At 65.1% G+C, this 21,781-nt stretch carries 15 protein-coding genes; 1 reads left to right on the top strand and 14 read right to left on the bottom strand.

Features of this window, described 5'->3' with window-relative positions; translation table 11 throughout:
• Positions 1-79: 79 nt before the first annotated feature.
• The 13 genes from GE073_RS08845 to GE073_RS08785 all read right to left on the bottom strand — a co-directional run bounded on the left by GE073_RS08845 (position 80) and on the right by GE073_RS08785 (position 19,696).
• Positions 80-238: a hypothetical protein gene (locus tag GE073_RS08845; protein ID WP_153783285.1), complete on the bottom strand. Its 159-nt coding sequence runs from the start codon at positions 236-238 to the stop codon at positions 80-82.
• A 119-nt stretch (positions 239-357) separates the two neighbouring features.
• Positions 358-894, bottom strand: coding sequence for a hypothetical protein (locus GE073_RS08840; RefSeq protein ID WP_153783284.1), 537 nt, complete (start codon positions 892-894; stop codon positions 358-360).
• 107 nt (positions 895-1,001) lie between these two features.
• The gene (locus GE073_RS08835; RefSeq protein WP_153783283.1) at positions 1,002-1,886 is read right to left on the bottom strand and encodes a class I SAM-dependent methyltransferase; all 885 of its coding nucleotides are present in this window, start codon (positions 1,884-1,886) and stop codon (positions 1,002-1,004) included.
• Positions 1,887-2,090: 204 nt separating this feature from the next.
• Positions 2,091-3,023, bottom strand: a complete 933-nt coding sequence (locus tag GE073_RS08830) for an iron-hydroxamate ABC transporter substrate-binding protein (RefSeq protein ID WP_028597837.1) — start codon at positions 3,021-3,023, stop codon at positions 2,091-2,093.
• 65 nt (positions 3,024-3,088) lie between these two features.
• Complete coding sequence (locus GE073_RS08825) at positions 3,089-4,852, bottom strand: helix-turn-helix domain-containing protein (RefSeq protein WP_153783282.1); 1,764 nt, start codon at positions 4,850-4,852, stop codon at positions 3,089-3,091.
• A 121-nt stretch (positions 4,853-4,973) separates the two neighbouring features.
• Positions 4,974-5,810 carry an NAD-dependent epimerase/dehydratase family protein gene (locus tag GE073_RS08820; RefSeq protein ID WP_153783281.1) on the bottom strand — a complete coding sequence of 279 codons (837 nt, stop codon included), beginning with the start codon at positions 5,808-5,810 and terminating at the stop codon, positions 4,974-4,976.
• 56 nt (positions 5,811-5,866) lie between these two features.
• Positions 5,867-7,090: an enolase C-terminal domain-like protein gene (locus GE073_RS08815; protein ID WP_153783280.1), complete on the bottom strand. Its 1,224-nt coding sequence runs from the start codon at positions 7,088-7,090 to the stop codon at positions 5,867-5,869.
• 58 nt (positions 7,091-7,148) lie between these two features.
• The gene (locus tag GE073_RS08810; RefSeq protein WP_153783279.1) at positions 7,149-7,967 is read right to left on the bottom strand and encodes a carbohydrate ABC transporter permease; all 819 of its coding nucleotides are present in this window, start codon (positions 7,965-7,967) and stop codon (positions 7,149-7,151) included.
• A 9-nt stretch (positions 7,968-7,976) separates the two neighbouring features.
• Positions 7,977-8,870 carry a carbohydrate ABC transporter permease gene (locus tag GE073_RS08805; protein ID WP_153783278.1) on the bottom strand — a complete coding sequence of 298 codons (894 nt, stop codon included), beginning with the start codon at positions 8,868-8,870 and terminating at the stop codon, positions 7,977-7,979.
• 77 nt (positions 8,871-8,947) lie between these two features.
• A complete protein-coding gene (locus GE073_RS08800; RefSeq protein WP_194843326.1) occupies positions 8,948-10,327 on the bottom strand; it encodes an ABC transporter substrate-binding protein in 1,380 nt (459 codons plus the stop codon).
• A gap of 187 nt (positions 10,328-10,514) precedes the next feature.
• Positions 10,515-12,212: a carbohydrate-binding protein gene (locus tag GE073_RS08795; protein ID WP_228551379.1), complete on the bottom strand. Its 1,698-nt coding sequence runs from the start codon at positions 12,210-12,212 to the stop codon at positions 10,515-10,517.
• Between the two features lie 421 nt (positions 12,213-12,633).
• Positions 12,634-18,075, bottom strand: a complete 5,442-nt coding sequence (locus GE073_RS08790; RefSeq protein WP_153783275.1) for a glycosyl hydrolase family 28-related protein — start codon at positions 18,073-18,075, stop codon at positions 12,634-12,636.
• A gap of 160 nt (positions 18,076-18,235) precedes the next feature.
• Complete coding sequence (locus tag GE073_RS08785) at positions 18,236-19,696, bottom strand: sulfatase family protein (protein WP_028597835.1); 1,461 nt, start codon at positions 19,694-19,696, stop codon at positions 18,236-18,238.
• A 198-nt stretch (positions 19,697-19,894) separates the two neighbouring features.
• Here GE073_RS08785 and GE073_RS08780 point away from each other — a divergent pair, with 198 nt between their 5' ends.
• Positions 19,895-20,701, top strand: coding sequence for a helix-turn-helix domain-containing protein (locus tag GE073_RS08780; RefSeq protein WP_153783274.1), 807 nt, complete (start codon positions 19,895-19,897; stop codon positions 20,699-20,701).
• 65 nt (positions 20,702-20,766) lie between these two features.
• Here GE073_RS08780 and GE073_RS08775 read toward each other — a convergent pair whose 3' ends face one another.
• Positions 20,767-21,738 carry a formylglycine-generating enzyme family protein gene (locus GE073_RS08775; RefSeq protein ID WP_153783273.1) on the bottom strand — a complete coding sequence of 324 codons (972 nt, stop codon included), beginning with the start codon at positions 21,736-21,738 and terminating at the stop codon, positions 20,767-20,769.
• Positions 21,739-21,781 lie beyond the last annotated feature (43 nt).

The following is a 21,781-nucleotide window of genomic DNA, read 5'->3' as shown; positions in this document are numbered from 1 at the left end:
CGTAACGCAGGGCGGGCAGAGGAAAAATAAGGCGGGATTGGCTTTTGCAGGGGGATTTTGGCGAGGGAATAGGATGTTGCTAGTTTTGTTGATTTTTAACGATATCTTTCAACAGTCTCAATTCACTAGCGTTAAAATTCTCTTTTGTTACGATCGTTGAACCAAGAGATTCTACGGCTCCAATAAAGCCAGAAAAAGCAATTGCTGGCGATGCGATGGTCTGTATAAAATTTACCATACCGATTTCCTCCTATATAACGGTCCGAGATAGAAAAATAAAAAGTCCATAAAGAAATCAAAAGCCGCGATCAGCACGTGCTGATCGCGGCTTTTGCCCTGCGGTATGGAGTGAACCGGTTAACGGCTCACTTCCCTTACAAGCTTGACTCTTTTCCCATCTACGACCGCCCTCAAGCCGAGAGCCCTCAGCTTCACAAACACCTGCTCCTGAGACTCGAACAGATCAGCTCCCACGGCATAACCGGAAATCCGACTCAGCGTGACTGGCTCCCGCTCGGGAAGCTCGAACGTATACTTGTCGTCATCCTGACGGAGGTAAGACAAAAACACGCGTGCTCTCAGGTAAGTCTCGCCGTCCAAGCGAATCAGCGGATACTCACGCCCTCCGCGAGGATTGAGATGCACGTCGAACAGCTCCGACTCCACCGCATAGACGGGCGAGCGGCGGATAAGCCTGGCGAACTGGCCGGTCTCATACGGGGCGCCGCTCCGCTGGCGGGCGATATCCTCCAGCAGGTCGATGATTCGAGACAGAGCCATCAGCAGCAGTCCGCCGAACAGGCCTCCGGCAAAGGCCGGCCATTGCCCCGAAAGGAGGGCGAACGCCCCGAATGCCAGGAGCACCACGCCGCCGACGACGAGTAAAGCTTGCATCGCGCCACTTCTTCCTTTTATTTCCTATTAGAAGTGTAGCATGGCGAAACAGCAGCCGTACAGCATCCGCTGCGCCTTTTGCCCCCTCGAGAGCTGCCTCGATCCGTTTAAGCCCGCATGCTTTCATCTCCCAGCTGCACCAGCACCTTGCCGAAGCGGCCCCCTTGGCGGACCGGAACGCGGCCCGACGGATAGGCTTTCTCCAGGTGGCCGGCGATCGCCCGCTCCACCTCGTCATCCACAGTCATGCCGCGGCCTCTCAGCAAGCTTCTCATTTCCTGCAGCGCCTCGCCCCATGACAGCTCGCTCATCTTCGATTCCCGCGTGACGAGCGAATGATAGGCATACCCCTTGAGATAAAGCAGATGCTGGAGGAAGCCCATCTCCCGATGGAGTCCGACCTGCAGCGGCTCGCCGGTGACGAGCGGCCAGATCTCCTCGGCGAGGCTATGCCCTCCCGCGCTCGCGGGCAGGCTGATGTAGGCATAATGCCTCGCGCAGGACAGGATCTTCTCCACCGCGCTCCAATCGTGCAGGACGGGGCACATCGAGACGAAAACAAGATCGAACGCGCCCTCCCAGCCCCGCTCGCGCACGTCGATCTCCTCGAACGGGGCAGCCGCGATCTCCAGCCCGCTTGCGCCCGCGCGCGCCGCGTTCTCGCTCAGCAGCCGGACGAGCGGCGGGGAAGGCTCCACCGCCGTGACGGCGGCTCCGCGCTCGAGCATCGGCACGGTGAACACGCCGGACGCCGCGCCGACATCAAGGATGGACATCCCTTTGAAGTCGACGCCCTGCCCCTCCAGCCATCCGAGGATGCGCTCTGTCCTTCTTCTTCCTTCCTCGCTGAAGGAAGATTGATCGAACGTCTCCGCTTTGTCGTCAAAAGCTCGGGACGGCTGGATGCCGGCTTTTTCCTGCTTTGCCCGCACGAGATCCCCTCTTTCCTTCCACGCCTGCTCCCACACCTTGGCATCATCAAGCTCTTTCATCGTCAAGCCCCTCTCATTGATTCTATTATGGATATCTAATATCTATAATAGATGAGTTCATTCCGATGAGCAAGCGCCTCGCTTCGAAACAAGCCGCAAAAAGCCGTTTCCAAAGCTTTGGCAAGCTTCGGAAACGGCTTATTTTTTCGCAATCGGCTGCCCTGGCAAGCCTTCTTGAACGCGATGATCCCTTTCGACGGTTCTTTATTCTCCGAGGAACTTCTCCGTAAAGAAGTCGAGCTGATACTCCAGGCTGAGCGGATCGTTGAAGTAGAACGCCTTGGCGTCGGCCTCGTACACATGCCCGTTCTTCACGGCCGGGATGTTCTTGTACGTTTCCGTCTCCTGGAACGAGTTGTCCTCTTCCGAGTTTTTGCTGAAGATGATGTAGTCGCCCGAGTAGTCGCCCAGCACCTCGGTCGATACGGCCAGGTAGCCGTCCGTCTTCGTCGCTTCCTTCACCTTTTCAGGGATGTTCAGCCCGAACGGCCCGTAGAGAAGCTCCGTGCCGCGGCCGAAGTTGTAGCCGTATACGTACAGCTGCTTGTTGAACGTCTCGAGCACGGAAACGGTCGCCTTGTCGCCGATCTTTGCCCGAATCTTCGCTCCGGCTTCCTTGGAGCGCTTGTCGAAGTCCTCGACCCACGCCTTCGCCTCGGCTTCCTTGTTCAGCAGCTTGCCGACCTCCAGCTGCAGGTCCAGGTAATCCAGCTTGCCGTAGGTGAAGGTGACGGTCGGCGCGATCTGCTTGAGCTTGTCAAGGTTTTTGGCATCCGTCGTGCCCAGGATCAGGTCGGGCTGCAGCTCGATGATCTTCTCCACGCTTTCGTCCGATACCGCCTCGACATCGGCCAGCTTGTCCTTGAAGTTCGGATTGTCCTTGGACATCTCGTCCGCGCCGACAAGCGGCACGCCCAGCGCCATGACGTTGCCCGTCAGGAACCGGGTCAGCACGACGACGCGCTGCGGATGCGCCGGCACCTCGACCGGGCCGCTCTCGGATTGATAAACGATCGTCTCGGAGCCGCTCTCTCCGACAGCCCCCGCGTTGGATTCGTTATCGGCCGCCTCCTTGCTGCCGCAGGCTGCCAGCAGCAGGATCGCGCTCAATGCGATCGGCATGAAAAGCTTCTTCATGATGACTCTCTCCCTTTTCTCTCGCTGTCCAAACTGACGATGAAAATCATTATCAGTCGCTATCGCTAGTATAGGGAGACTCCCTCGGCCATGCCATAGCTTTTTAAGGGAGGAACCGCATGCACAATTGGCTCACTGGCGCCAGTTGGACATTCAGGCTCGGAACGGCTCGCCGAGCAGCAGCTGGACCGCGCGGCGAAGCTGCAGCTGGATCGAGACCGGATTGTACGGAATCCAGTCGTCCTCCTCCGCTCTATAGACCGCTTGCCGCTGCACGGCTCGCAGCCCTCGCCACGCGTCCGATTGCAGAAGCTCCTCCACATGGCCGATAGAGCCGTGCTTGTCGGGCACGGAGATGAGCAGGAGCCGATCGCCGTCGCACCGTCCCAGCTCGGACAACCCGACCTCCATCGAATGGAACTGGTCGATTCGGCGCTCCATCTCCTCGCGCACCGGAGGCGGAGGAAGCATTCCGAGCGAACGTAGAACACATACCCCGCATTGCGCGCGCCGTAAGCCAGCAGCCGCCCGGGCTTGGCGACCAGGATCGAGACGGTCTGACCCGCCAAGCCCCGTGCCTGCACGAGCTCCCGCGCCGTCCGCTCCTCCCGGTCGAACGCCTCCAGCCACGCATCCGCCCGCTCCGTCCGCTGGACCGCGCGGGCGATCAGGCTCAGCTGATCCTTCCAGCCGATCTCCATCCACGGAATATCCGCGAGCGGCGCGGCGACGCGCAGCCGGCTGGCGCTCTGCCCGTACCGCTCCAGATGCGGCGAGGCGCCGACGATCAGCTCGATCCGGCTGTCCAGAAGAGCCGCTCGGATCGTCTCGGGCGGCTCGTCGGCGGCGATCAGCCGGGAAGCTCCCGTAGCCGGGACCTCCGCCTCCGGCTTCAGGAACTCGCTGCTGTCCGCGATCAGCAGCTCCGGCTCCACGCCGAGCAGCCGCAGATGGACGGCGTAGGGAGCGAGCCAGGCGGCGACCCGTTCGATCTTGCGGCTGCGGAATTCGCTCGGCGAGCGCCCCTCCTGCAGCTTGAAGCGCCGGCTCAGGTAGAATTCGTCCTTGTAGCCGACCTTGTGGGCGATGTCGCGCAGCGAGTCCGCGCCGCCAAGCAGCAGCTCCTTGGCCCGGTTGATCCGCAGGCGCGACCAGTAGTCGCTCGGGGTGAAGCCGGTGTGCAGCTTGAACAGCCGGGTATAGTGGGACGCGCTCACGCCCGCGATCTCGGCCAGCCGCTCGCGCGTCACTTCCTCGGCGAACCTCTCCTCCAGATAAGCGACGCTGCGCTCCATCGAAGGCAGCTCCGCATCCGGCGCCTGCTTCGCCTGGCCGTGGGGAAGCAGGCGGAGCAGGAGCTGGTGGAACAGGAGCTGATTCTGGACGTGGCGGATTTCCGTGCGTGGCAGCCGGTGGACAAAAAGCTCCTCCAGCTGAGACGCCAGCCCAGCATCGCCGGAGATGCGCCGAGGCTGCCGGACGGCGTCAAGCGAGCTGGGGCGCAAGCCTCCCGGGCCATCCACGGCTGCGGCTCCAGCCATCCCCGTGCCGATGACGAGCAGGTAAGCATGCAGCGGTCCGCCGGGATCTCCTCGGAGCTCGGCAGCCTCCTCTGCCGGCAGCAGCAGCGCCTCTCCCACGCCAAGATCGTAGGCGTTCCCGCCCGCCCGCAGCGTTCCGCTACCGTCCCGGACCGCGAGCAGCGACGGTGACGCTTCCTTCCACTTCTGGACGGGCGTATTCGCCGTGCAGTAGACGGACCGGATCCGCTGCGCGGAATAGAGCGGAAAACGGAGCTTTTCCCACTCCGATCCAAATGTCTGGTCCACCGTCAAATCCCCTCTTCAAGCCGGGACCGTGGCGCCGAAAGCCGCCCTTTTCCCGCGTTTTCCCCTATCGTAGCATATCAAGCGCCGGGAAAAAATCGAAGAGGCCGCGTCCGAGTCGGATCTACTCCCTCCAGCCGAACTTCGGCGTCCAGCCGAGCACCCGCTTGGCCCGTCGGTTGTCGAACAACGGCTCGCCCTCGGACAGCTGCCGCTTGAACGAGCTTACATCAGGAAAATACGCTTTCACTAGATCGCGCGTATCCCGCTCGCTGAGCGCATCGTCGCCGGTTATATTCAGCACCTCCGCCCCGATTTCATCGGCCTCCAGCGCCAGCCGGCAAGCTGCGGCGGCATCGCGCAGATCGACGTAGCTCCAAAGGATCTTGGCAAACGTCTCCGGCCGCCTCATCGCCTCCCGCAAATGCGCGTACTCCTGCGGCGCCGCGATCAGCGAGAAGCGCAGGCACACCGTCTCCAGCCCGCTGCGCCGGCTGAACATCGCCGCCGTCAGCTCGTTCAGCGTTTTGGACAGTCCGTAGCCCTCCTGCGCCAGCTGCGGATGCTCCTCGTCCACGGGCAGGTAGGACGGCGAGAACGGCCGCTCCGCCCAGGCGAAGCCGTAGCAGGACGTGCTGGAGCCGAGCACGACGCGCCGGATGCCGAGCAGCGACGCCGCCTCCAGAATGTTGAAGCCTCCGACGACGTTGTTGGTGAAAATATGGCTGTGCGCAAACCCGACCGGCGCGGGAATCGCTGCCAGATGAAGGATGGCGTCCGCTCCGCGCAGCGCGCTGGCGACCTGGCCGAGATCGGCCAGATCGACCTGCAGCTGGCGGCAGGGCAGCCGCTCCGAGACGCGGCTGTCGATCGAGAAGACGTCATAGCCCGCCTCCAGCAGCTGCCGCACCGCCTCCGTGCCCAGCTTGCCGCTGCCTCCCGTGACGGCGATCGTATTCATGTCCGTTCGCTCCTTTTTCGGGCAGCCCTCGCTGCCGGATTGGTAGTAGAGATGAATTACGGCCGCACCAGCGTCCCGTCCGCCTTGCGGTCCAGCTCGTACGGATGATGATAGGACGAGCGGTCCCAGTCCTTGCGCAGCAGCGCCCCCGCCTTGGCCTCGTCGATGTCGATGCCGAGCCCCGGCTTGCCGCTTGCATACAGGTAGCCGCCCCTGCGCTCGATCAGGCCGGGAAAAGTCTCCTGCTCCTCCGGCCGGAAATGGTTCACTTCCTGGATGCCGAAATTCCAGATGGCCATGTCCAGATGAACGGCGGCCGCCTGGTTGACGGGATCGTTCTCCCCGCCCTCCTGCCAGGCGGTGCGCACGCCGAACGCCTCGGCGACGGCGGCGACCTTGCGGCAGGCGCTGATGCCGCCCGCCTTGGACACGCGCATGCGGATGAAGTCGATCAGCCGCTCGGACAGCAGCGGCAGCCATTCCTGCACATTCGTGAACTGCTCGCCCACCGCCTGCGGCGTGGCGCTGGCGGCCCGCAGATGGCGGTACCAGCCGAGCTGCTCCGGCGGCAGCGCGTCCTCCAGGAAAAACAGCCGATGCGGCTCGAGGTTGCGCGCCAGCTGGATCGCCTGGACCGGAGACAGATGCTCGTGCACGTCATGGGTGAAATTCACGTCCGGCCCGAACTCGGACCGCAGCCCGTCGAACATCGCCGTAATCGACGAGACGTAAGCCTGCTCGTCAAATACGCGATCTCTGGACCAGGCTCCGTCCGGCAGGCGCGCCCGCGAGGCGTCGATGAAGCCGCCGCCGCCGTAGCCGCCGAGCTGGACGCGGATGACCGTGTAGCCCTCTTCGCGGAAGCGGTGGACGTCCTCGGCCAGCTCCGCCTGATCGCGGCCGCCGGCATGTCCGTAGCACGGCACCGCCGCGCGGGCTGCACCGCCGAGCAGCTGGTACACCGGCAGGCCCGCCTCCTTGCCCTTGATGTCCCACAGCGCCATGTCGATGCCGGCGACGGCCGTCTGCAGGATGCCGCCGCTGCGCCAGTAGGCGCTGAGCGTCATCATGTTCCACAGATCCTCGATGTTCGCCGCGTCCTTGCCGATCAGCATCGGCTTCAGCAGCTGCTCGACGACCTGCACGACCGCCTCCGGGTTGTACAGATCGGACGCAGAGCCGATGCCGTAAAGCCCGTCCTGATCGGTGACCACCTTCACGATCGTCCAGCAGCCGTTCTCCCGCGTGCGGATGCAGCGGATGTCGCGGATTTTCGTCATCACTGTCTCCTCCTTCGGGACGGCCGGAGCCGTCCGATTCCGTCTGTGCGCCGAGCCGCTACATCTTGACCGAGCCGACCGTCATGCCCTTGACGTACATCTTCTGCAGGAACGGGAAGGCGAGCAGGATCGGAATGACCGTGATGAGCGCGCCGGCCATGAGCTCGTTCCACTTCTTGAACGAGGAGGAGTCGAGGTACATGAGGCCCATCGGCAGCGTGAACAGGCTCTGCTTGTCGACGATGATCATCGGCCACAGAATGTTGTTCCAGCTGCCGATGAAGTTCAGGATCGCGATCGTGCCGATCGCGGGCAGCGCCAGCGGCAGATAGATGCGCCAATAGATCTTGAAGCTGCCGCAGCCGTCAAGCACGGCGCTTTCGTACAGCTCATGCGAGATCGTGCGGAAGTAGCTCGTGAACAGGAAGATCGCGAACGGCGCGGCGCCGTTGATCATCGGCAGGATGATGCCAATGTACGAGTTCTGCAGGCCGAGGTTCGTCATGTTGATGTACAGCGGGATGAGCGTCGTCACGCCGGGCACGAGCAGCAGCGCGATGAACATGTAGTAGATCGTCTTTTTGCCGGCGAACCGGAACTTGGCGAACGCATAGCCCATCATCGTGTAGATGACGACGACGCCGACGATGACGAACAGGCTGACGACGACGCTGTTGACGAAGAACTGATAGAAGTTCAGCTTGTTCCATACCGTTCCGAAGTTGGACCAGAGCGGCGCCGCCGCGGGAAACGGCGACTGCGGATTCGCCAGGGAATCCTGGGTCGACTTGAGCGAAGTCCCGATCATCCACAGAAACGGATAGACGCAGGTGGCGCCGTAGACGACGAGCAGCAGATGCTTGAGATACTTGATCATCCGGTCCTCCTAGATGTCCGCCTGGAACGAGCGGATGCTGAAGATGGCGATGGCTCCCGTCACGAGGAAGCTCACCCACCCGATCGCGCTGGCCAGGCCGTAGTCGTTGTCGAGGAAGGCGGTGCGGTAGACGAGCGTGCCGATGACCTCGGAGCTGCCGCCCGGTCCTCCCCCGGTCATGATGAAGACGTTCTCGAATGTCTGGAACGCGCCGTTGACCATCTGAATGACGGCGATCAGCGTGATCGGCTTGAGCAGCGGCCAAGTGATTCTCCAGATGAGCGTCGCCTTGCTCGCTCCATCTACGCTCGCCGCCTCGTACAGCGTCGGGTCGATAGAGGTGAGGCCGGCGTAATAGAGGATGAGCGTGCCCGGCAGGCCGCCCCAGATCGTCGTCAGGATAATGCCCGCGAGCGAGGTGGACGAGGTGCCGAGCATGCCGCCCGGCACGACGAGGAAGTCCATGCCGAGCCAGGCGAACAGCGCGTTGAGCGCGCCTGCAGGCTCGAACAGGCCTTTCCAGACGTAGAAGATCGCCACGCCGGAGGCAATCATCGGCAGGAAGTAGATCGTGCGGTACAGCGCCGCCATCTTCGTATTCTGAAGCGTGAACGCCAGCACGAGCGACACCGGCACGACGATCGCGACCTGGAAGACGGCGATCAGGGCGTTGTGCAGCAGCGCCTTGTAAAAGTTCTGCGTCACGATCGGATCGTCGCCGAGCAGGAACTGCCGGAAGTTCGCCAGCCCCTCGAAGCGGGCCGTCGAGAAGTCGATGCCCGACCAGTTGTAAAAGCTCAGCAGGATCGAGAATCCGACCGAGTAGACGCCGACGCCGAGGAACAGCAGCACCCCCGGCAGCAGGAACAGGTAAGGAACCCATTTGTTTTTGGACGTTGCCATATGTCATCACCTTCAGGCTTGTTGGAATGACGGCCGGCCGGCGCGTTCGCGCGCCGGCCGGCCGGTGGAGCAGGACTTCAGTTGCCGCTCGCCTCGAGCTTCTCCAGCGTCTCGTCGAACTTCTTGGCCGCTTGCTCCGCCGTCATCTTCTTCTCGATGATCGACTGCATCGACTGGGCGTACACTTCCCACTCCTTATGCTTGCCGCGCAGCGAGTTGATCGCCGGAGCCGCCTCGGAGTAAGGTCCCGGCTCCTTCGCGAACGCGTCGGAGATGGACTTCAGGTTGGCGTCCAGGTTGGCGGAGTCCGCGCCGAGGTCGACGGCCGGCACCGTGTAGGCGCCGTTCGCGAAGGCGACCGCCGCGGCCGGATCGGTCGTCATGAACTGGATGAAGTCAAGCGCGTCGTCGCGGCTCTTGGAGTCCTTGTTGACCGACAGCTGGGTCAGCGTGAACGGATCGGTCGTCCACGACGCGATTTTGGAGCCGGAGAGCGGCGGCACCGGGAACGTGATGATGTCGTCCGGGCTCATGCCCATGGCGAGCAGCGTCGACATCGTGAACGAGCCGCCGAGGTCGAAGGCCGCCTTGCCGGCCGCGAACGCCTGGTCGGCGCCGTCGATGTCGGTGGACAGGATGCCCGGCATGAGCAGGTCCTTCTGCGCGAGCGTCTCCATCGCCTGGACGACCGGCAGGTTGCCGGGATCGCTCAGGCGCGTCTTGCGCTCCAGCAGGTCGGTGTAGGCCTGCGGGCCGCCGTGCATGATCGTCAGCGCGGAGCCGGCCCAGTTTTCCCACAGATCCGGCAGCTTCGCTCCGAACACGAGGCCGGACGCCGAGCCCTTCGCCTTGACCGCCTCCATCATGGAGACGAACTCCTCCCACGTCTTCGGCGCCTCCGCCTTCACGCCCGCTTCCTCCAGCAGCTTCTTGTTGCCGTAGAAGGTGAAGAAGCCTCCGATGTCGAGCGGCAGGCCGTAAAATTGGCCGACCTTCAGCGATTTCTGCACGGTCGTGGCATTTTTGTCCGACGCCCAGGAGTCGACCTGGCTCTGCGTGATGCGGATCGGATCCATCGCCGTGCCGACGAACTTGCCCATGACGTCTTCCTTCACTTCTCCCGACAGCTCCAGCACCGAGCCTTCGATCGAGTCGCCTGCCGTCGCCCACCAGTGCACGACATCCGGCAGGTTTTTGGAGTTCGCCGCCGCCTGGAATTTCTGGCGGTACGTGTCGTCCGGCGTGAACGTCTCGATCTTGACCTTGATGCCCGTCTTCTCCTCGTACAGCTTGGCGGCGGCCTCGAAGCCCGGCGTATAGGCCACCTTCCAGGTCCACATCGTCAGCTGCTTGCCGGCTTCACCGGCCGAGCCCTCGTTCCCGCCCCCCGAGCAAGCGCTCGCGAGCAGCGCCGTCGCCGCCAGCGCGGCCGTCAGTGCGATTCTCTTTTTCCTCATGTGCAATCCCCTTTTCCAGGTCGTGATGATGCGTTTCTCTTGCGTCGGCCCAACCTTTCCCTGCCATCGTACCGCAGCGCGCGCGGACGAAGTAGGAGGCGGAGTTGGCTTTTGCAGGCCGTTCTTGGCTTGTCGTCCCGGCCCAAAAAAAGCCCCGATCCGCATCAAGCGGTTCGGGGCCGAGCCTTTATTGATGAGAGGTCGGATGCGCGGCCGTAGCGGCGATCTGGCCTTTGAACATGCGTCCGATATCCCCGGTCAGACGGAGGTAGAAATCGGAGGAGACGGAGACTCCGTCGGCATTCAGCGTCAAGAAGTACGGGGCGGACGGGATCATCGTGCTGTTCTCGGCCGCCTTGGCGATGGCCGTGCCTTCGTCGTATTCGTCGAACATCGCGACGTAGCCGGTGTCGATGCCGATCGATTTCATGCTGTAGGCCTGCTTCCACATGAAATCGCCGTGCAGGCGCGGAATCTGGTTCTGCGGCGCGCCCGGATTCAGGTTCGACCAGGAGAAGCCCGGCCACAGGACCGGCTGGTACGCGATGCCGTTCTGCTGCGTGAACGTCTTGTCCGGCTGCCAGAAGTTCGTCCTCCAGTGGTCGACGTCCGTCAGCGTGCCGAAGCGGCCGACGAACCACGGGGAGATCATGTCGAGCGACTTGTAGACGTCGAGGAAGCCCGGCTTCGAATCCTCGATCCCGGTCCTCCAATAGGCGGGCACGCCGCCGATGACATAGGCGCCCTGCTGCTTGAACCAGCTGATGAGCCCTGCCGCTTCGGCCGCCGTGCCGGGACGGTCGGTGAACCCGATCCCCCAGAGGTTGACGACGAGCTTGCCGTTCTGGCGCGCGTAGGCGCTGGACCCGGTCAATCCCATGCCGCCGACGACATTGGCCGTCCAGTCATGCTTGATCGCATTGACCCAGTTCGACGGGTTCATGCCGGTGATGTCGTACATGACGTAGAACTTGCGGCCGTACGCCTCGGCGGCGTTTTTCGCCTTGACGGCGACGCTGTCGCGGTTCGTCTTCCAGCCGTTCGGGGCGTCGCTCTCGTCCGCGCCGAACCGCTGCAGCGCCGCGCCGTCGATGCCGTACGTCTGCATCCATTCGAAATGCTTGCTGACCGTCTGCTGGTCGTAGGAGGAGAACAGCGTCGCCGGCTGGCCGTTGCCGAGATTGCCGAGGCCGGTCGCATATTGGTTCGTGTACTCCCTCATGTCCGGATACAGCTCGAAGTTCGTATTGCCGCTAGTCGACGGAGCGCTGCTGTTTTTGGACCAGTGGATCCAGCCGTTGTTCGGAGAGCCGTCGCCGGAGGCGTTGAACCAGCCCTGGTAGCCCGCGAAGAGCTTGCCGACGACGTCGCCTCCGGCCGCGCTGCCGCCTTGGTTGAACTTGAACCAGAGGATATTGAACAGATTGCCCGCTCCTCCCGTGAACTTCAGGTAAAGCGTGTGCGTGCCGGACGCGCCGGATACGGAGCAGGACTTCGTCTGCCACGCCTGCCAGCCGCCGGTGCCCGGCACGGCGCAGGTCGCGACCAGCGCGCCGCCAGCGCTGTCCAGCCGCGCCTCGATCGCGCCGCCGCCGGCATTGCTGGCGACGCGGACGTCCAGCGAGGCCGCTCCGCCGCCGAAGTCCACGTTGGAGAACGCAATGTAGTCGCCGTTGTCGATGAAAGCGACGTTCTGACCGCCTTCGCTGGAATTCTCCAGCTGGATGCCCGACTGGCTCGAGTAGCTCGACGCCGCCGTCTGGACGAAGGCCGAGGCGGCCTCCGCGGTGCCTTGAGGCCACGAGATGCCGGCCGCCAGCAGGGCGGCCGAGGCGACGGCGCCGAGAAGCGGCAGCCATCTCCGGGATGTTTTGCGATTGTCCATAAGCTCCTCCTTTGGATGGGACGCTCGTTCGCTTGCCTTCCGTTCTTGTCCTTTGCCGCATCTTCTCCTTCCCGCAGCCGCGATCCGGCCTTGAAGCGGCTGCTTGCTCTTCCAGTTTAAGGAGAGGGCCCGTCCGCTGAACAGGAGGGAAAACGAGCTTTTGCAGGGCATTCGCAAACCGTTTGCAAGCGGTTGCAGATCCGCTCTTGCGGGCAGCTAGGCAGGCTTTACGTCAACGGCCGATTCAAACGGTGCGCCGGATGAAGCAAAAAAAGCCCCCCTGCGCCATGCAGGGGAACTCTTTTCGGGGTAGCCTCGCGCCTTTTCGATTCCAGACGCTTCTTCCGAACCGCACGGCACGGAATCCACCGCCGCCCGGGCCGTCGCCGAAGCTGCGGAACGCAAGGCGGCTCGCCCGGCCCTAAAGGCGGTCGAGCACGCCTTCCAGCATCCGCTGCAGCAGGACGGCCGCTTCCGCGCCGGTCAGCGCCGCGCCGGGGCGCAGCATGCCGTCGCTGCCCTTCAGCCAGCCGGCTTCGATCAGCTTGCCGAGGCTGCCGCCGGCATAGGCGGCTGCCGAGCCGCCGTCGGAGAACGCCGCAAGTCCGCCGCTTGCCCCCTCCAGCGGCAACGTGCGCGTGCGGGAAAGCGCCCGGTCCAGCAGCACCGACGCATCCTGACGCGTCAGCGGCGCGTCCGGCTCGAACCGCCCCCCGCCCGTGCCGGAGGCGATGCCAAGCGCGGCCGCCGCAGTCAGCGGCTGCGCCAGCGGAGATCCGGACGGCACGTCGGAGAAGGCTTGTCCGTCGGTCGCAGGCAGATCAAGCGCCTGCACGAGCGCCGCCAGGAACGATCCCCGCGAGACCGGGCCCGTCGCCGGAGAGCCGCCGCCTTGGGCAAGATCGATGCCCCGCGCACGCAAGGCTTGCGCCGCTACCTTCGCCCACGCGGGTATGGATTCGGACGCCGCTCCGCCGTGCTGGCGAATCGCCGCGTAGCGTCCGGATTCTCGAATCAGCAGCTCGACAGCTCCGTTCCTGAAGCGGCTGGCGGCGATCGTAGCTCCGTTGCCGCGTCGCGCCAGGATGGCGGAGCCATCCGCGTCCGACGCGGCGTAACGCCACGGCAGCGTCAGCACGGCAGCGGCCGAGAAGGCGCCGGCCGGCTGCCCGTCGACCGTCACCGTGACGGCTGCTCCGGACGCGCCGCCACTCGGCTCCAGCGGCTGCAGCGTCATGACCGCCTCGCCTCGCTCGTCTCCGGGCTTTGCCGCAGGCAGCAGGTCCCCGCGCAGCCTCAGGCTCCCGACGGGGGTATCCAGCGTCAGGATGCGGTCCCTCTTTCCGTCCAAAAAGAGGCTTGGCACGGCGAAGGAGTAGACGGCCTGCGGATCGCCATCCAGCCTTAGGAGGACCCGCTTGGCTCCATCCGCACGGCGCGCGGCAAGCTCGAACGCCTTCGCCAGCTCCTCGGATCCGATTGTTCCGCTCACTTCGGTTGAAGTTGAGCTATCCTGCGGCGCAAGGCGAACGGTCACCGAGCCGTCGAGCTCAAGCGCCAGCGTCGGCGCTCCGCTGCCGGCTCCCGTGTCCGGAGCGGGCGTCGACGGACTCGGCGACGGCGTTGACACCGGATCGTGAGAAGGGTTCGGAGATGGACTAGAGGTCGGGCTTGGGCTCGGGCTCGGGCTCGGACTTGGCGTCGGCGTCCCGCCGCCAATCGCTTCCAGCCTCGCTTCCAGCCCTTGCCGAAACGGGCCTTCCTGCAGCAGCGCCACGAAGTTCGCCGCCGCATCCACGCTCGTCATGTCCTCGGCCCGCTCCGCCTGCCGCACGGCCTCCTCCGCCGAGAGCTCCTTGATCGACTCGAAGCTGCGGTCCAGCAGGATCAGCTCCCCGAAGGAGGCCGCGTCCTTGCTCTTGCCGATGCCGCCGTGGTACTCCATGAAGCCGGCGCGTCCCTGGCCGTCGTTCTCGTTGACGAGCAGGCTGAAGCCCAGCCGTCCGGCAAAGCCTTCCAACGCGCCGCTTCCGTACAGCTCCGAGAAAGGCAGCGCGATCCGGTACGAGGTCGTACGCGCAGCCTCATCCCGCTCGATCGACGCCTGCGTGAGCGGCAATCCGGCCGAGCCGCCCTGCGGCGCGCGCCATCTCCACTTGCTGACAGCGCCGCCCGCGCCGAGCGCAAAGCCGAGCTCGTTCACCCGCACGCTGCCCGCGCCGTCGGCACGGGCCAGATCGACGCCGAGCTGCAGGCTGTCGCCTTGCCAGATGTCGCCGCCGCTCCAGCTCTGGACATGCGCGTCGTCCTTGACGTCGACGTCCACATACAGGTTGTCGTCGTCCCAGGCGAGCGTTGCGGCGACGCTCAGATCGTCCTTGCCTCGCCACTTGCCGCCGACGCTGCTGTAATGCGCCGCGTCGTCCAGCAGCAAGGCCGGCCAAGTCCCCCCGCCGCCTGCGCGGACGGCATAGGAGCGGCCGAGCTCTCCGCTCAGCGTGTACGTCTTGCCGCCGTCCAGCTTCACCTCGGCCGTCAGCCGGTCGGCTGCCAGATGCGGCAGATCGATCCCCGCCGCAGCGCCGAGCTCCAGCCCCTCGAAGCGCACCGGCTTCATCGCGGCCGCCGCCTCGGACGGCTGCACAATCCGCACCGTGCCGGACAGCGGCCTGGCGCTGCCGAAGTTGCCCAGCTCGATCCGGCGGCCGGTCCGCTCCGGCCGGGCCAGATCATAGGCTTGCCGCGTCACCTCCAGCGAGACGGGCAGGATGTCGATGCCCTCCGCCTTGCCCGGCGCCTCGCTGACCAGCTTGAGGCCGCCGTTGTAGAGGTTGTTGGAGGCCGCCAGCCGCACGGCGCCGGAGCCGGCATGCAGATGCGTCGTGCCCGCTTGCTGGAAGTAGGAGTCGAGCACGGAAGCCGAGCCTCCGAGCACCGACACGCCCTTTTCGCCGACGACGGTGAAATTGCTCTGCTGCAGCAGCAGGCTGCCGCCGCCAACGACGGCGGAGCGCGTCGTATCGCCCCACATCGAGCTGTTGTAGAACTCCGCCCGGCTGGCAAAGGCCGCGTCCGTCTCGATGTACGCCTTGTCCTGCGAGCTCATCGACACCAGCTCGGTGTTGATGAAGGCGATGCCGTTCGGGCCGCCCGCTTCCAGGTACGCGCCTTTCTTGCTGCCGTCGGTGCCGTGGCCGATGACGATCGCCTCCGGTCCCCGTCCGTTCTCCGGCGCCATGTGGATGCCGTACAGGGAGCCGTACACGAACGTATTGAACAGCGTCTGCTCCTGCACGTCCCCCACGCGGAACGCGTCGAGATGCTCCTTCTGGTACGTCCAGACAGCGTCGAACTGCTCGTCGCTCGGATGATTCGGATACGTGCTGCGCGCCGCATAGTGCGGGTTGAACTGCACGTTGCGCACGATGCCGCCCTTGGCGCCGCCGCCGAGCCGGATGCCTTCGCGGAGCGGGGAGCCCGCCGCGTAGTCGATGTAGTGCCCTGACGTGTCGTAGCTGCCGAAGTCGACCGCCTGGTACGAGTCCGGGAACGTGACATCGATGAGGTAGACGCCCTCGCCTCGGCCCTGCACCGTCCAGGAGTAGGGCTTGATCGACGTCCAGTCCTGCCGGTCGTAATAGATGTTCAAGCCGCGCACGCCCGCATGCGCCTCCAGCGAAAGGAAAGGCTCGCCGTCCGGATCGTTCTCGCCGACATTGGTGAACAGCACGGTGCCGCCGCCGATCGTATGATGCGGCACGTCCCAGCTGCCTCGCAGCTCGACGCCGGACGGCACGACGACCGGCTCGTCCACCCGGTAGCGGCCCGCAGGCGCGAACACCGTGCCGCCGCCGGCTGCCGCCGCGTCCTGCATAGCCTGCCTGAGCGCGCCGGAGGCGTCCGAAGCGCCCGTATTGTCGGCCCCATAGGGAGCGGCGGCGATATTGTACAGGTTGTCCGTCGGCGGCTTCGGCCTCGCCGGGGCGTCGAGCGCCGCCGGAACGGGCAGCGGCTTGTGGACGATCGCGGCGTCGTAGTCGATGCGGATGTCCGCCGACTCGCTTCCGTCCGTCAGATCCAGCGTTCCGTCGTGGCCGGAGTTCAGCGAGCGCACCGACGCCGCCTGGCTGCCGGCGCGGACATGCGCTTTTCCCTCCTCGAACTCGGTTGCTCCGAGCAGGAGCGAGCCGGCCTCTGCCTCGATGCCGTAGCCTCGCGCCTCGTCATAGCCCCCGATGATGCTGTTCTCGAACGACAGCACGCCGCTGCCTTCGTTCACGACCGCGCTGCGCGTACGGCCGCCGACTGCCGTATCGTTGAACTGCACGATCGAGTGGAAGCCCTCGCCCGCATGAATGGCGACCGGCTCCGGCCCCTGGTCCGCCGCGAAGCTGCTCGCGGAGACGAGCAGGCCGTAATCGTTCACGCCCTCGATCTTGAGCGCCGTGCGGCTTTTGTCTACGTGCACGTCGTAGAACTGGGCGTTGGCCGTCTCGAGCGAGTCCGTGCGCGTCGTCACCCGCAGCCCGGTCTTGAAGCCGCTGAGGCGGATGTCCGACATGTATTCCCAGTCGGAGCGGCCCATGACGATGCCCTCTGCATGGGCGGTCGTCCAAGCCTCCGCCTCGCTCCGCGCCGGAGCGCCCGGCAGGCCGGATTCCGCCCAGACTTCCGGCGACAGGCGGATGCCCTCCAGCCGGCCGATGTCCGTCGTGTAGTCGAGGAAGATGCCGGTGCCGAGCACCGTGCCGTACACATTCTTGACGTAATGCAGCTCGTTCCAGGACGGGCCGATCTTGATGCCGTTGTAGGCGTTGACCAGCGTCACGTTGCGCACAGTCGCGCTGTCGCCGGACAGCTGCTCGATGGACCACGGGTAAGGGACCGGCTGCGCCGCGTCCTGCTCCGGGTACCAGATCGACAGATGCGTCACCCCGCTCGCCTGAGCGAGCCGGATCAGGCTGTCTCCGCTCGCCTCTCCGCGTCCCCCACGCGCCTCCAGCACCGTGCCGCGCACGCCTCCGCCGTCATCCGGGCGCGTCCAGTCGCCGCGCAGCGTCACGCCGGTCGGCACGGTCAGGCTGCCGTCCAAGCGGTAGCGGCCGGCCGGCAGGAAGACGACGCCTCCGCCGCGGGCGCCCGCCGTATCGAGCGCCAGCTGGATCGCGGCCGTGTCGTCGGATAGGCCGTCCCCGGCCGCGCCGTAGTCGGTCGCGACATGGTCCGCGATGACGACATCCTCCGTCCGGAACTGCGTATAGACGACTTCCGTCACCGAGGAGGAGAACGGCTTCGGCTTGTGCGTCACTGTCACCGAGGCGAGCTTGACGTCCTTGTTGGTCGAAGCGCTCGCGCCGCCTCCCTCGATGCCGAGCCGGAAGTCGGCCCCGCCGGTGCGGTTCGCGAGCCGGGCGTCAGCCAGCTTGAACGTATAGGACTTCCACGTTCCGCTGTCCCCGTATTCCAGCAGGGGCGCATCCTTGAACGGCGCCGAGTCCGAGTCGTACTGCAGCACCAGCTTGCCCTTGCCCTCGTCGTACACCTCGGCGGTCACGTAGACCTCCTCGGTCCGATTGTCGTACAGGAAGCCGTCGTCCACATCCATGTACAGGTAGACCGTGCCCTGCATGCGGTCCGTCTCCCAGTAGCCCTTGCCGTCCAGCGTCCCCGTCCGCAAGCCGTCCGGATTGTCTCCCGCCCGCGGCCGGATGCCGTCCTCGGTCGGACGCTCTCCGAGCGCGACGGACGCCGCTTGCCGCTCGGCCTTGGCCGGTGCGGGATGCGGCAGCGCGGCGGCTGCGGCCAGCACGACGGCGAGCAGCGCGGAAACGGCTTTGCGGGGCGCGTAGTTGCGCCAGTTCATGATCGATTCCTCCCCTTAACATGAATTCGCTTTCATGATAAGGCATGGACAGCGCCGCCCCTAGGAGGCGATGCGGTCTAAAACCGGGCATTCTTGGCTTGTTCGCCCGGGCGCGCGCCAAAAAGGAGCCGGCATCCCGGCTCCTCGGTCGTTCCTGGCTCTAGTGTTCTCTCGGATGCCGCTTCCGCAGCTCGCCGACGTATTCTCCCCGTCCCGTCTCCGCCAGCCGCTTGGCGTAGCGGGCCAGATTCCCCTTGGCGTGGTACGGGCCGCCTTCCTTCATGACGGTCCAGAGCGGATCGACGTCATGGTCCATCGTCATCATCATGCCGTCGTGCCAGTCCAGGAGCCGATGAGCGGCTTCCCGGCACAGCTCGGGACGCTCCGCTGCGAGATCGCGCTGCTCGTGCGGGTCCTCCTTGACGTTGAACAGCATCTCCTTGGCGAAAAGATGGTAGCCGTCGTGGTACGTCCGAATGTACAGCCAGTCCCCGAAGCGGACGCTGCGCTGGCACACATGCGCGCATTGGGACAGGACGAGCGCGTCGCGTCCCGTCTCCTCTCCGTCCCGCACGGAGGCGGCATAGCTGCGGCCGTCCCACGACGGCGCCGGCTCCAGCCCGATCAGCTCCGCCATCGTAGGCGGCAGATCGAGATGATAATGAAGCCCCCGGTCGACCGTGCCGCGCCCGCTGACGCCCGGCCAGCGGACGATCATCGGGATCCGGCATGTGGCCTGGTCCGCCGTGCCGTGCTCGCCGTAAATGCCCAGCTCGCCCAGGCTCTCGCCATGATCCGCCGTCACGATGATGACGGCATCGTCCAGCACGCCTTTGCGCCGCATGGCGTCCAGGATCAGGCCGATGTTGTCGTCCATGTGGCGCACGCCGCAATCGTAGCCGTCGATCATGCGCCGCAGATCGTCCCGGTCCTTCAGCTCGCCGGGATGCCGAGGATACTCGGGGAAGGTCTGGCTGTCATACATGTTGATTTCGCGGGCGCCGTGCGGTCCGACCTTCTCCCGATGCTTTCGGAACGCTTCCTCGGTAATCCAGTCCGGCAGCGGCTCGTCGGCGAAGGGGTTGCCGAACGCCTCCGGCGCCCGGTAGGGCGTATGCGGGTCCCAGTAGTTGACGTACAGCATCCAGTCGTCCTGCTCCGCATGGCGCTCCAGCCAGTCCAGCACGACCGGCGTCACCTCCTCGGCGGACTCCATGCCGCCTTTGCCGGTGTTGTGGATCTCGTTGAAGCCGGCATAAAACGTCCACGCCGAATGCCGCTCGCCGAACGGGCTGACGAGCGCGGTCTTCATGCCCGCCTTGCGGAACAAGGCCGGGAAGCTGTCGCTTGCCAGCCGGCTGCGGAAATCGCGCGACTCCCCGTCATGGCGCACGTCGGCCGCCGTGCCGCCATGCCCGACGACGCCGTTGTGGATGCCGAACCGTCCGGTCATGAGCGCGGTGCGCGAAGGAAAGCACGGCGCGTCGGAAGTGTAGTAGTTCTCGAACCGCACGCCCTCGGCGGCGATCCGGTCGATATGGGGCGACGTATTCCGAGGGTACCCGTAGCAGCCCAGATGGTCGGGGCGGGTCGAATCGAGGTCAAGCAGCAGGATGCGCATCGTCTTCTCTCCTTTTATCGGGCTTGGGCGAGCTTTCCCTATGGCCTGCTCCGAGTATAGGAGACGAACGCGGAGCACGTCGATGTAAGATCCGATTCCGGGAGGTACGATTCAACGATGACCTTTTTTCGAGCTCGGACCCGCTCATGCGGAAAATGGTATACTGGCAAGGATCGATTACGCGATGAAGGTGATTCCATGCTGCGTTCCTTGTCGGTACATTTGGATGATTTCATTCCGGGCTGGCGCACGCAGTCCGAGCGCATCCCGTACCATGTGCTGATTCTTGTCCTGGAAGGAAATGTATCCTATCGCATCGACGGCCGGGACCATGTCGCCGAGCCGGGAGACCTGCTGCTCGTGCCCGCAGGGACGCGCCGTGCCGGCAGCACGCATCCGTCCGGGCCCCATCGGAAATTCACCGCTACGTTCAACTTCGATGCCGAGGCCGGGGGCGCGGTTCCGCTGCTGCGGGAGAACCGCTTCATCCGCTTCAAGCCGCGCCACTTCCCGTATCTGGAGCAGCGCTTCGAGCGCCTGTTCGAGGAATTCCGGAGCAGCGAAGCCTACGGGACATTCGTCTGCGAGGCCATCCTGCTGGAGCTGCTCGGCCTGGCGGCAAGGGAGCTGGACAAGCCCGAGCTGACGCCGATCCAGGCCCGGTACGTCGAGCGGATGAAGCGCCACCTGATGGAGCATTACCGGGAGCAGGTGGAGATCCGGGACCTGGCCCGGCTCATCGGGCGGTCGCCCAACTATGCCGCCTCCGTCTTCCGGGAGACGATCGGCCTGTCTCCGATCCGCTACGTCCATCAGCTGCGGGTGGCCGAAGCCGGACGCCTGCTGCTTCATTCGGATATGACGGTCGCCCGGATCGCCGAGTATCTCGGCTATTACGACACGTCCTATTTCTTCCGGATGTTCAAAAAGCATACTTCCCTGTCGCCGACCGACTATATCGCGCGCGGCGGCCGGCGGGACGGACGTCCTCCGCTCGCCGACTGAATCCGCGCAGCGCCAAAAGACCCGCCGCGCGAAAGGCGCGGCGGGTCTATTCGGCGTGACCGGCCTCAGGGGAGGACGTCCGCGGCGACGCGGAAGCCCATGTTGCCGGTGGAGCTGTCCGGCGTATTGCCGCTTCGCGCGGCGACCCGGTAGCGGTTGCAGTAGGAACGGTGGCACAGGTACGAGCCGCCGCGCGTCGAGCGCTTGCCGGTCGGCTCCGTCTGATGCGGGTTGACGGGATCGGTGCTCGCGTGGTAGCTCGGGCTGAACCAGTCCGCGCACCATTCCCAGACGTTGCCCGACATGTTGTACAGGCCGTATCCGTTCGGCTCGTAGGCGTCGACGGGAGCCGTTCCGACATACCCGTCGGAGGCGTTGTTCTTGACGGGAAACTTTCCTTGCCAGATGTTGCACCGGTGCCGGCCGTCCGGCCTCAGCAGGTCGCCCCACGGGTACGTCCTGCCCTGCAGGCCGCCGCGGGCCGCATACTCCCATTCCGCCTCCGTCGGCAGCCGCGTGCCCGACCAGGCGCAGTAGGCCGCCGCGTCCTGCCACGAGACGTGGACGACGGGATGGTCCAGCCGCTCCTTCCCGATCGACGAGTCCGGCCCTTCGGGCCTCGACCAGCATGCCCCTTCGACGACGAGCCACCACGGGACGCCTTGAGGCACGCTCGCCACCCGCCGACGGGTCTGCTCCGAGACGAGCAGATGAAAGACGAACGACCAGCCGAAGCGCTCCGCTTCGGTCCGGTAGCCGGTCGCCTCGACGAACTCGGCGAATTCGCGGTTGCTTACGGCGCAGGGCGCGATCCGGAACGGATCGACGCGCACGAGCCGGGGCGGCCCTTCGCCGTCGGAGGCGAATCCGTCGGCATCGCTGGCCCCCATCTGAAAGTCGCCGCCCTCCAGCCGCACGAGCCGCTCGCTCCGCGCCGGAACGACAGGCGAAGGCGTGCGCTCGAGATCCGGTCCGGCCGCCGCCTGAGGCCCGGAGGCCATGCGCGAGGCGCTGCAGCAGGACGAATGCATGTCCATCGTGTGACCTCTCCTTTTGTCCGATTCCGTTGCCCGGATTCCC

Source organism: Paenibacillus sp. B01, from assembly GCF_009649995.1.
Lineage (GTDB): Bacteria > Bacillota > Bacilli > Paenibacillales > Paenibacillaceae > Paenibacillus_O > Paenibacillus_O pasadenensis.
Note: the sequence above shows the minus strand (reverse complement) of the source record. Positions and strands in the feature narration are given on the sequence as shown.

Bases quoted from the DNA above. Each gene is read 5' to 3' on its own strand.
- GE073_RS08810 (WP_153783279.1), bottom strand. From the start codon at position 7,967: ATGATCAAGTATCTCAAGCATCTGCTGCTCGTCGTCTACGGCGCCACC.
- GE073_RS08820 (WP_153783281.1), bottom strand. From the start codon at position 5,810: ATGAATACGATCGCCGTCACGGGAGGCAGCGGCAAGCTGGGCACGGAG.
- GE073_RS08805 (WP_153783278.1), bottom strand. From the start codon at position 8,870: ATGGCAACGTCCAAAAACAAATGGGTTCCTTACCTGTTCCTGCTGCCG.
- GE073_RS08800 (WP_194843326.1), bottom strand. From the start codon at position 10,327: ATGAGGAAAAAGAGAATCGCACTGACGGCCGCGCTGGCGGCGACGGCG.
- GE073_RS08790 (WP_153783275.1), bottom strand. From the start codon at position 18,075: ATGAACTGGCGCAACTACGCGCCCCGCAAAGCCGTTTCCGCGCTGCTC.
- GE073_RS08845 (WP_153783285.1), bottom strand. From the start codon at position 238: ATGGTAAATTTTATACAGACCATCGCATCGCCAGCAATTGCTTTTTCT.
- GE073_RS08815 (WP_153783280.1), bottom strand. From the start codon at position 7,090: ATGACGAAAATCCGCGACATCCGCTGCATCCGCACGCGGGAGAACGGC.
- GE073_RS08785 (WP_028597835.1), bottom strand. From the start codon at position 19,696: ATGCGCATCCTGCTGCTTGACCTCGATTCGACCCGCCCCGACCATCTG.
- GE073_RS08835 (WP_153783283.1), bottom strand. From the start codon at position 1,886: ATGAAAGAGCTTGATGATGCCAAGGTGTGGGAGCAGGCGTGGAAGGAA.
- GE073_RS08775 (WP_153783273.1), bottom strand. From the start codon at position 21,738: ATGGACATGCATTCGTCCTGCTGCAGCGCCTCGCGCATGGCCTCCGGG.
- GE073_RS08795 (WP_228551379.1), bottom strand. From the start codon at position 12,212: ATGGACAATCGCAAAACATCCCGGAGATGGCTGCCGCTTCTCGGCGCC.
- GE073_RS08830 (WP_028597837.1), bottom strand. From the start codon at position 3,023: ATGAAGAAGCTTTTCATGCCGATCGCATTGAGCGCGATCCTGCTGCTG.
- GE073_RS08780 (WP_153783274.1), top strand. From the start codon at position 19,895: ATGCTGCGTTCCTTGTCGGTACATTTGGATGATTTCATTCCGGGCTGG.
- GE073_RS08840 (WP_153783284.1), bottom strand. From the start codon at position 894: ATGCAAGCTTTACTCGTCGTCGGCGGCGTGGTGCTCCTGGCATTCGGG.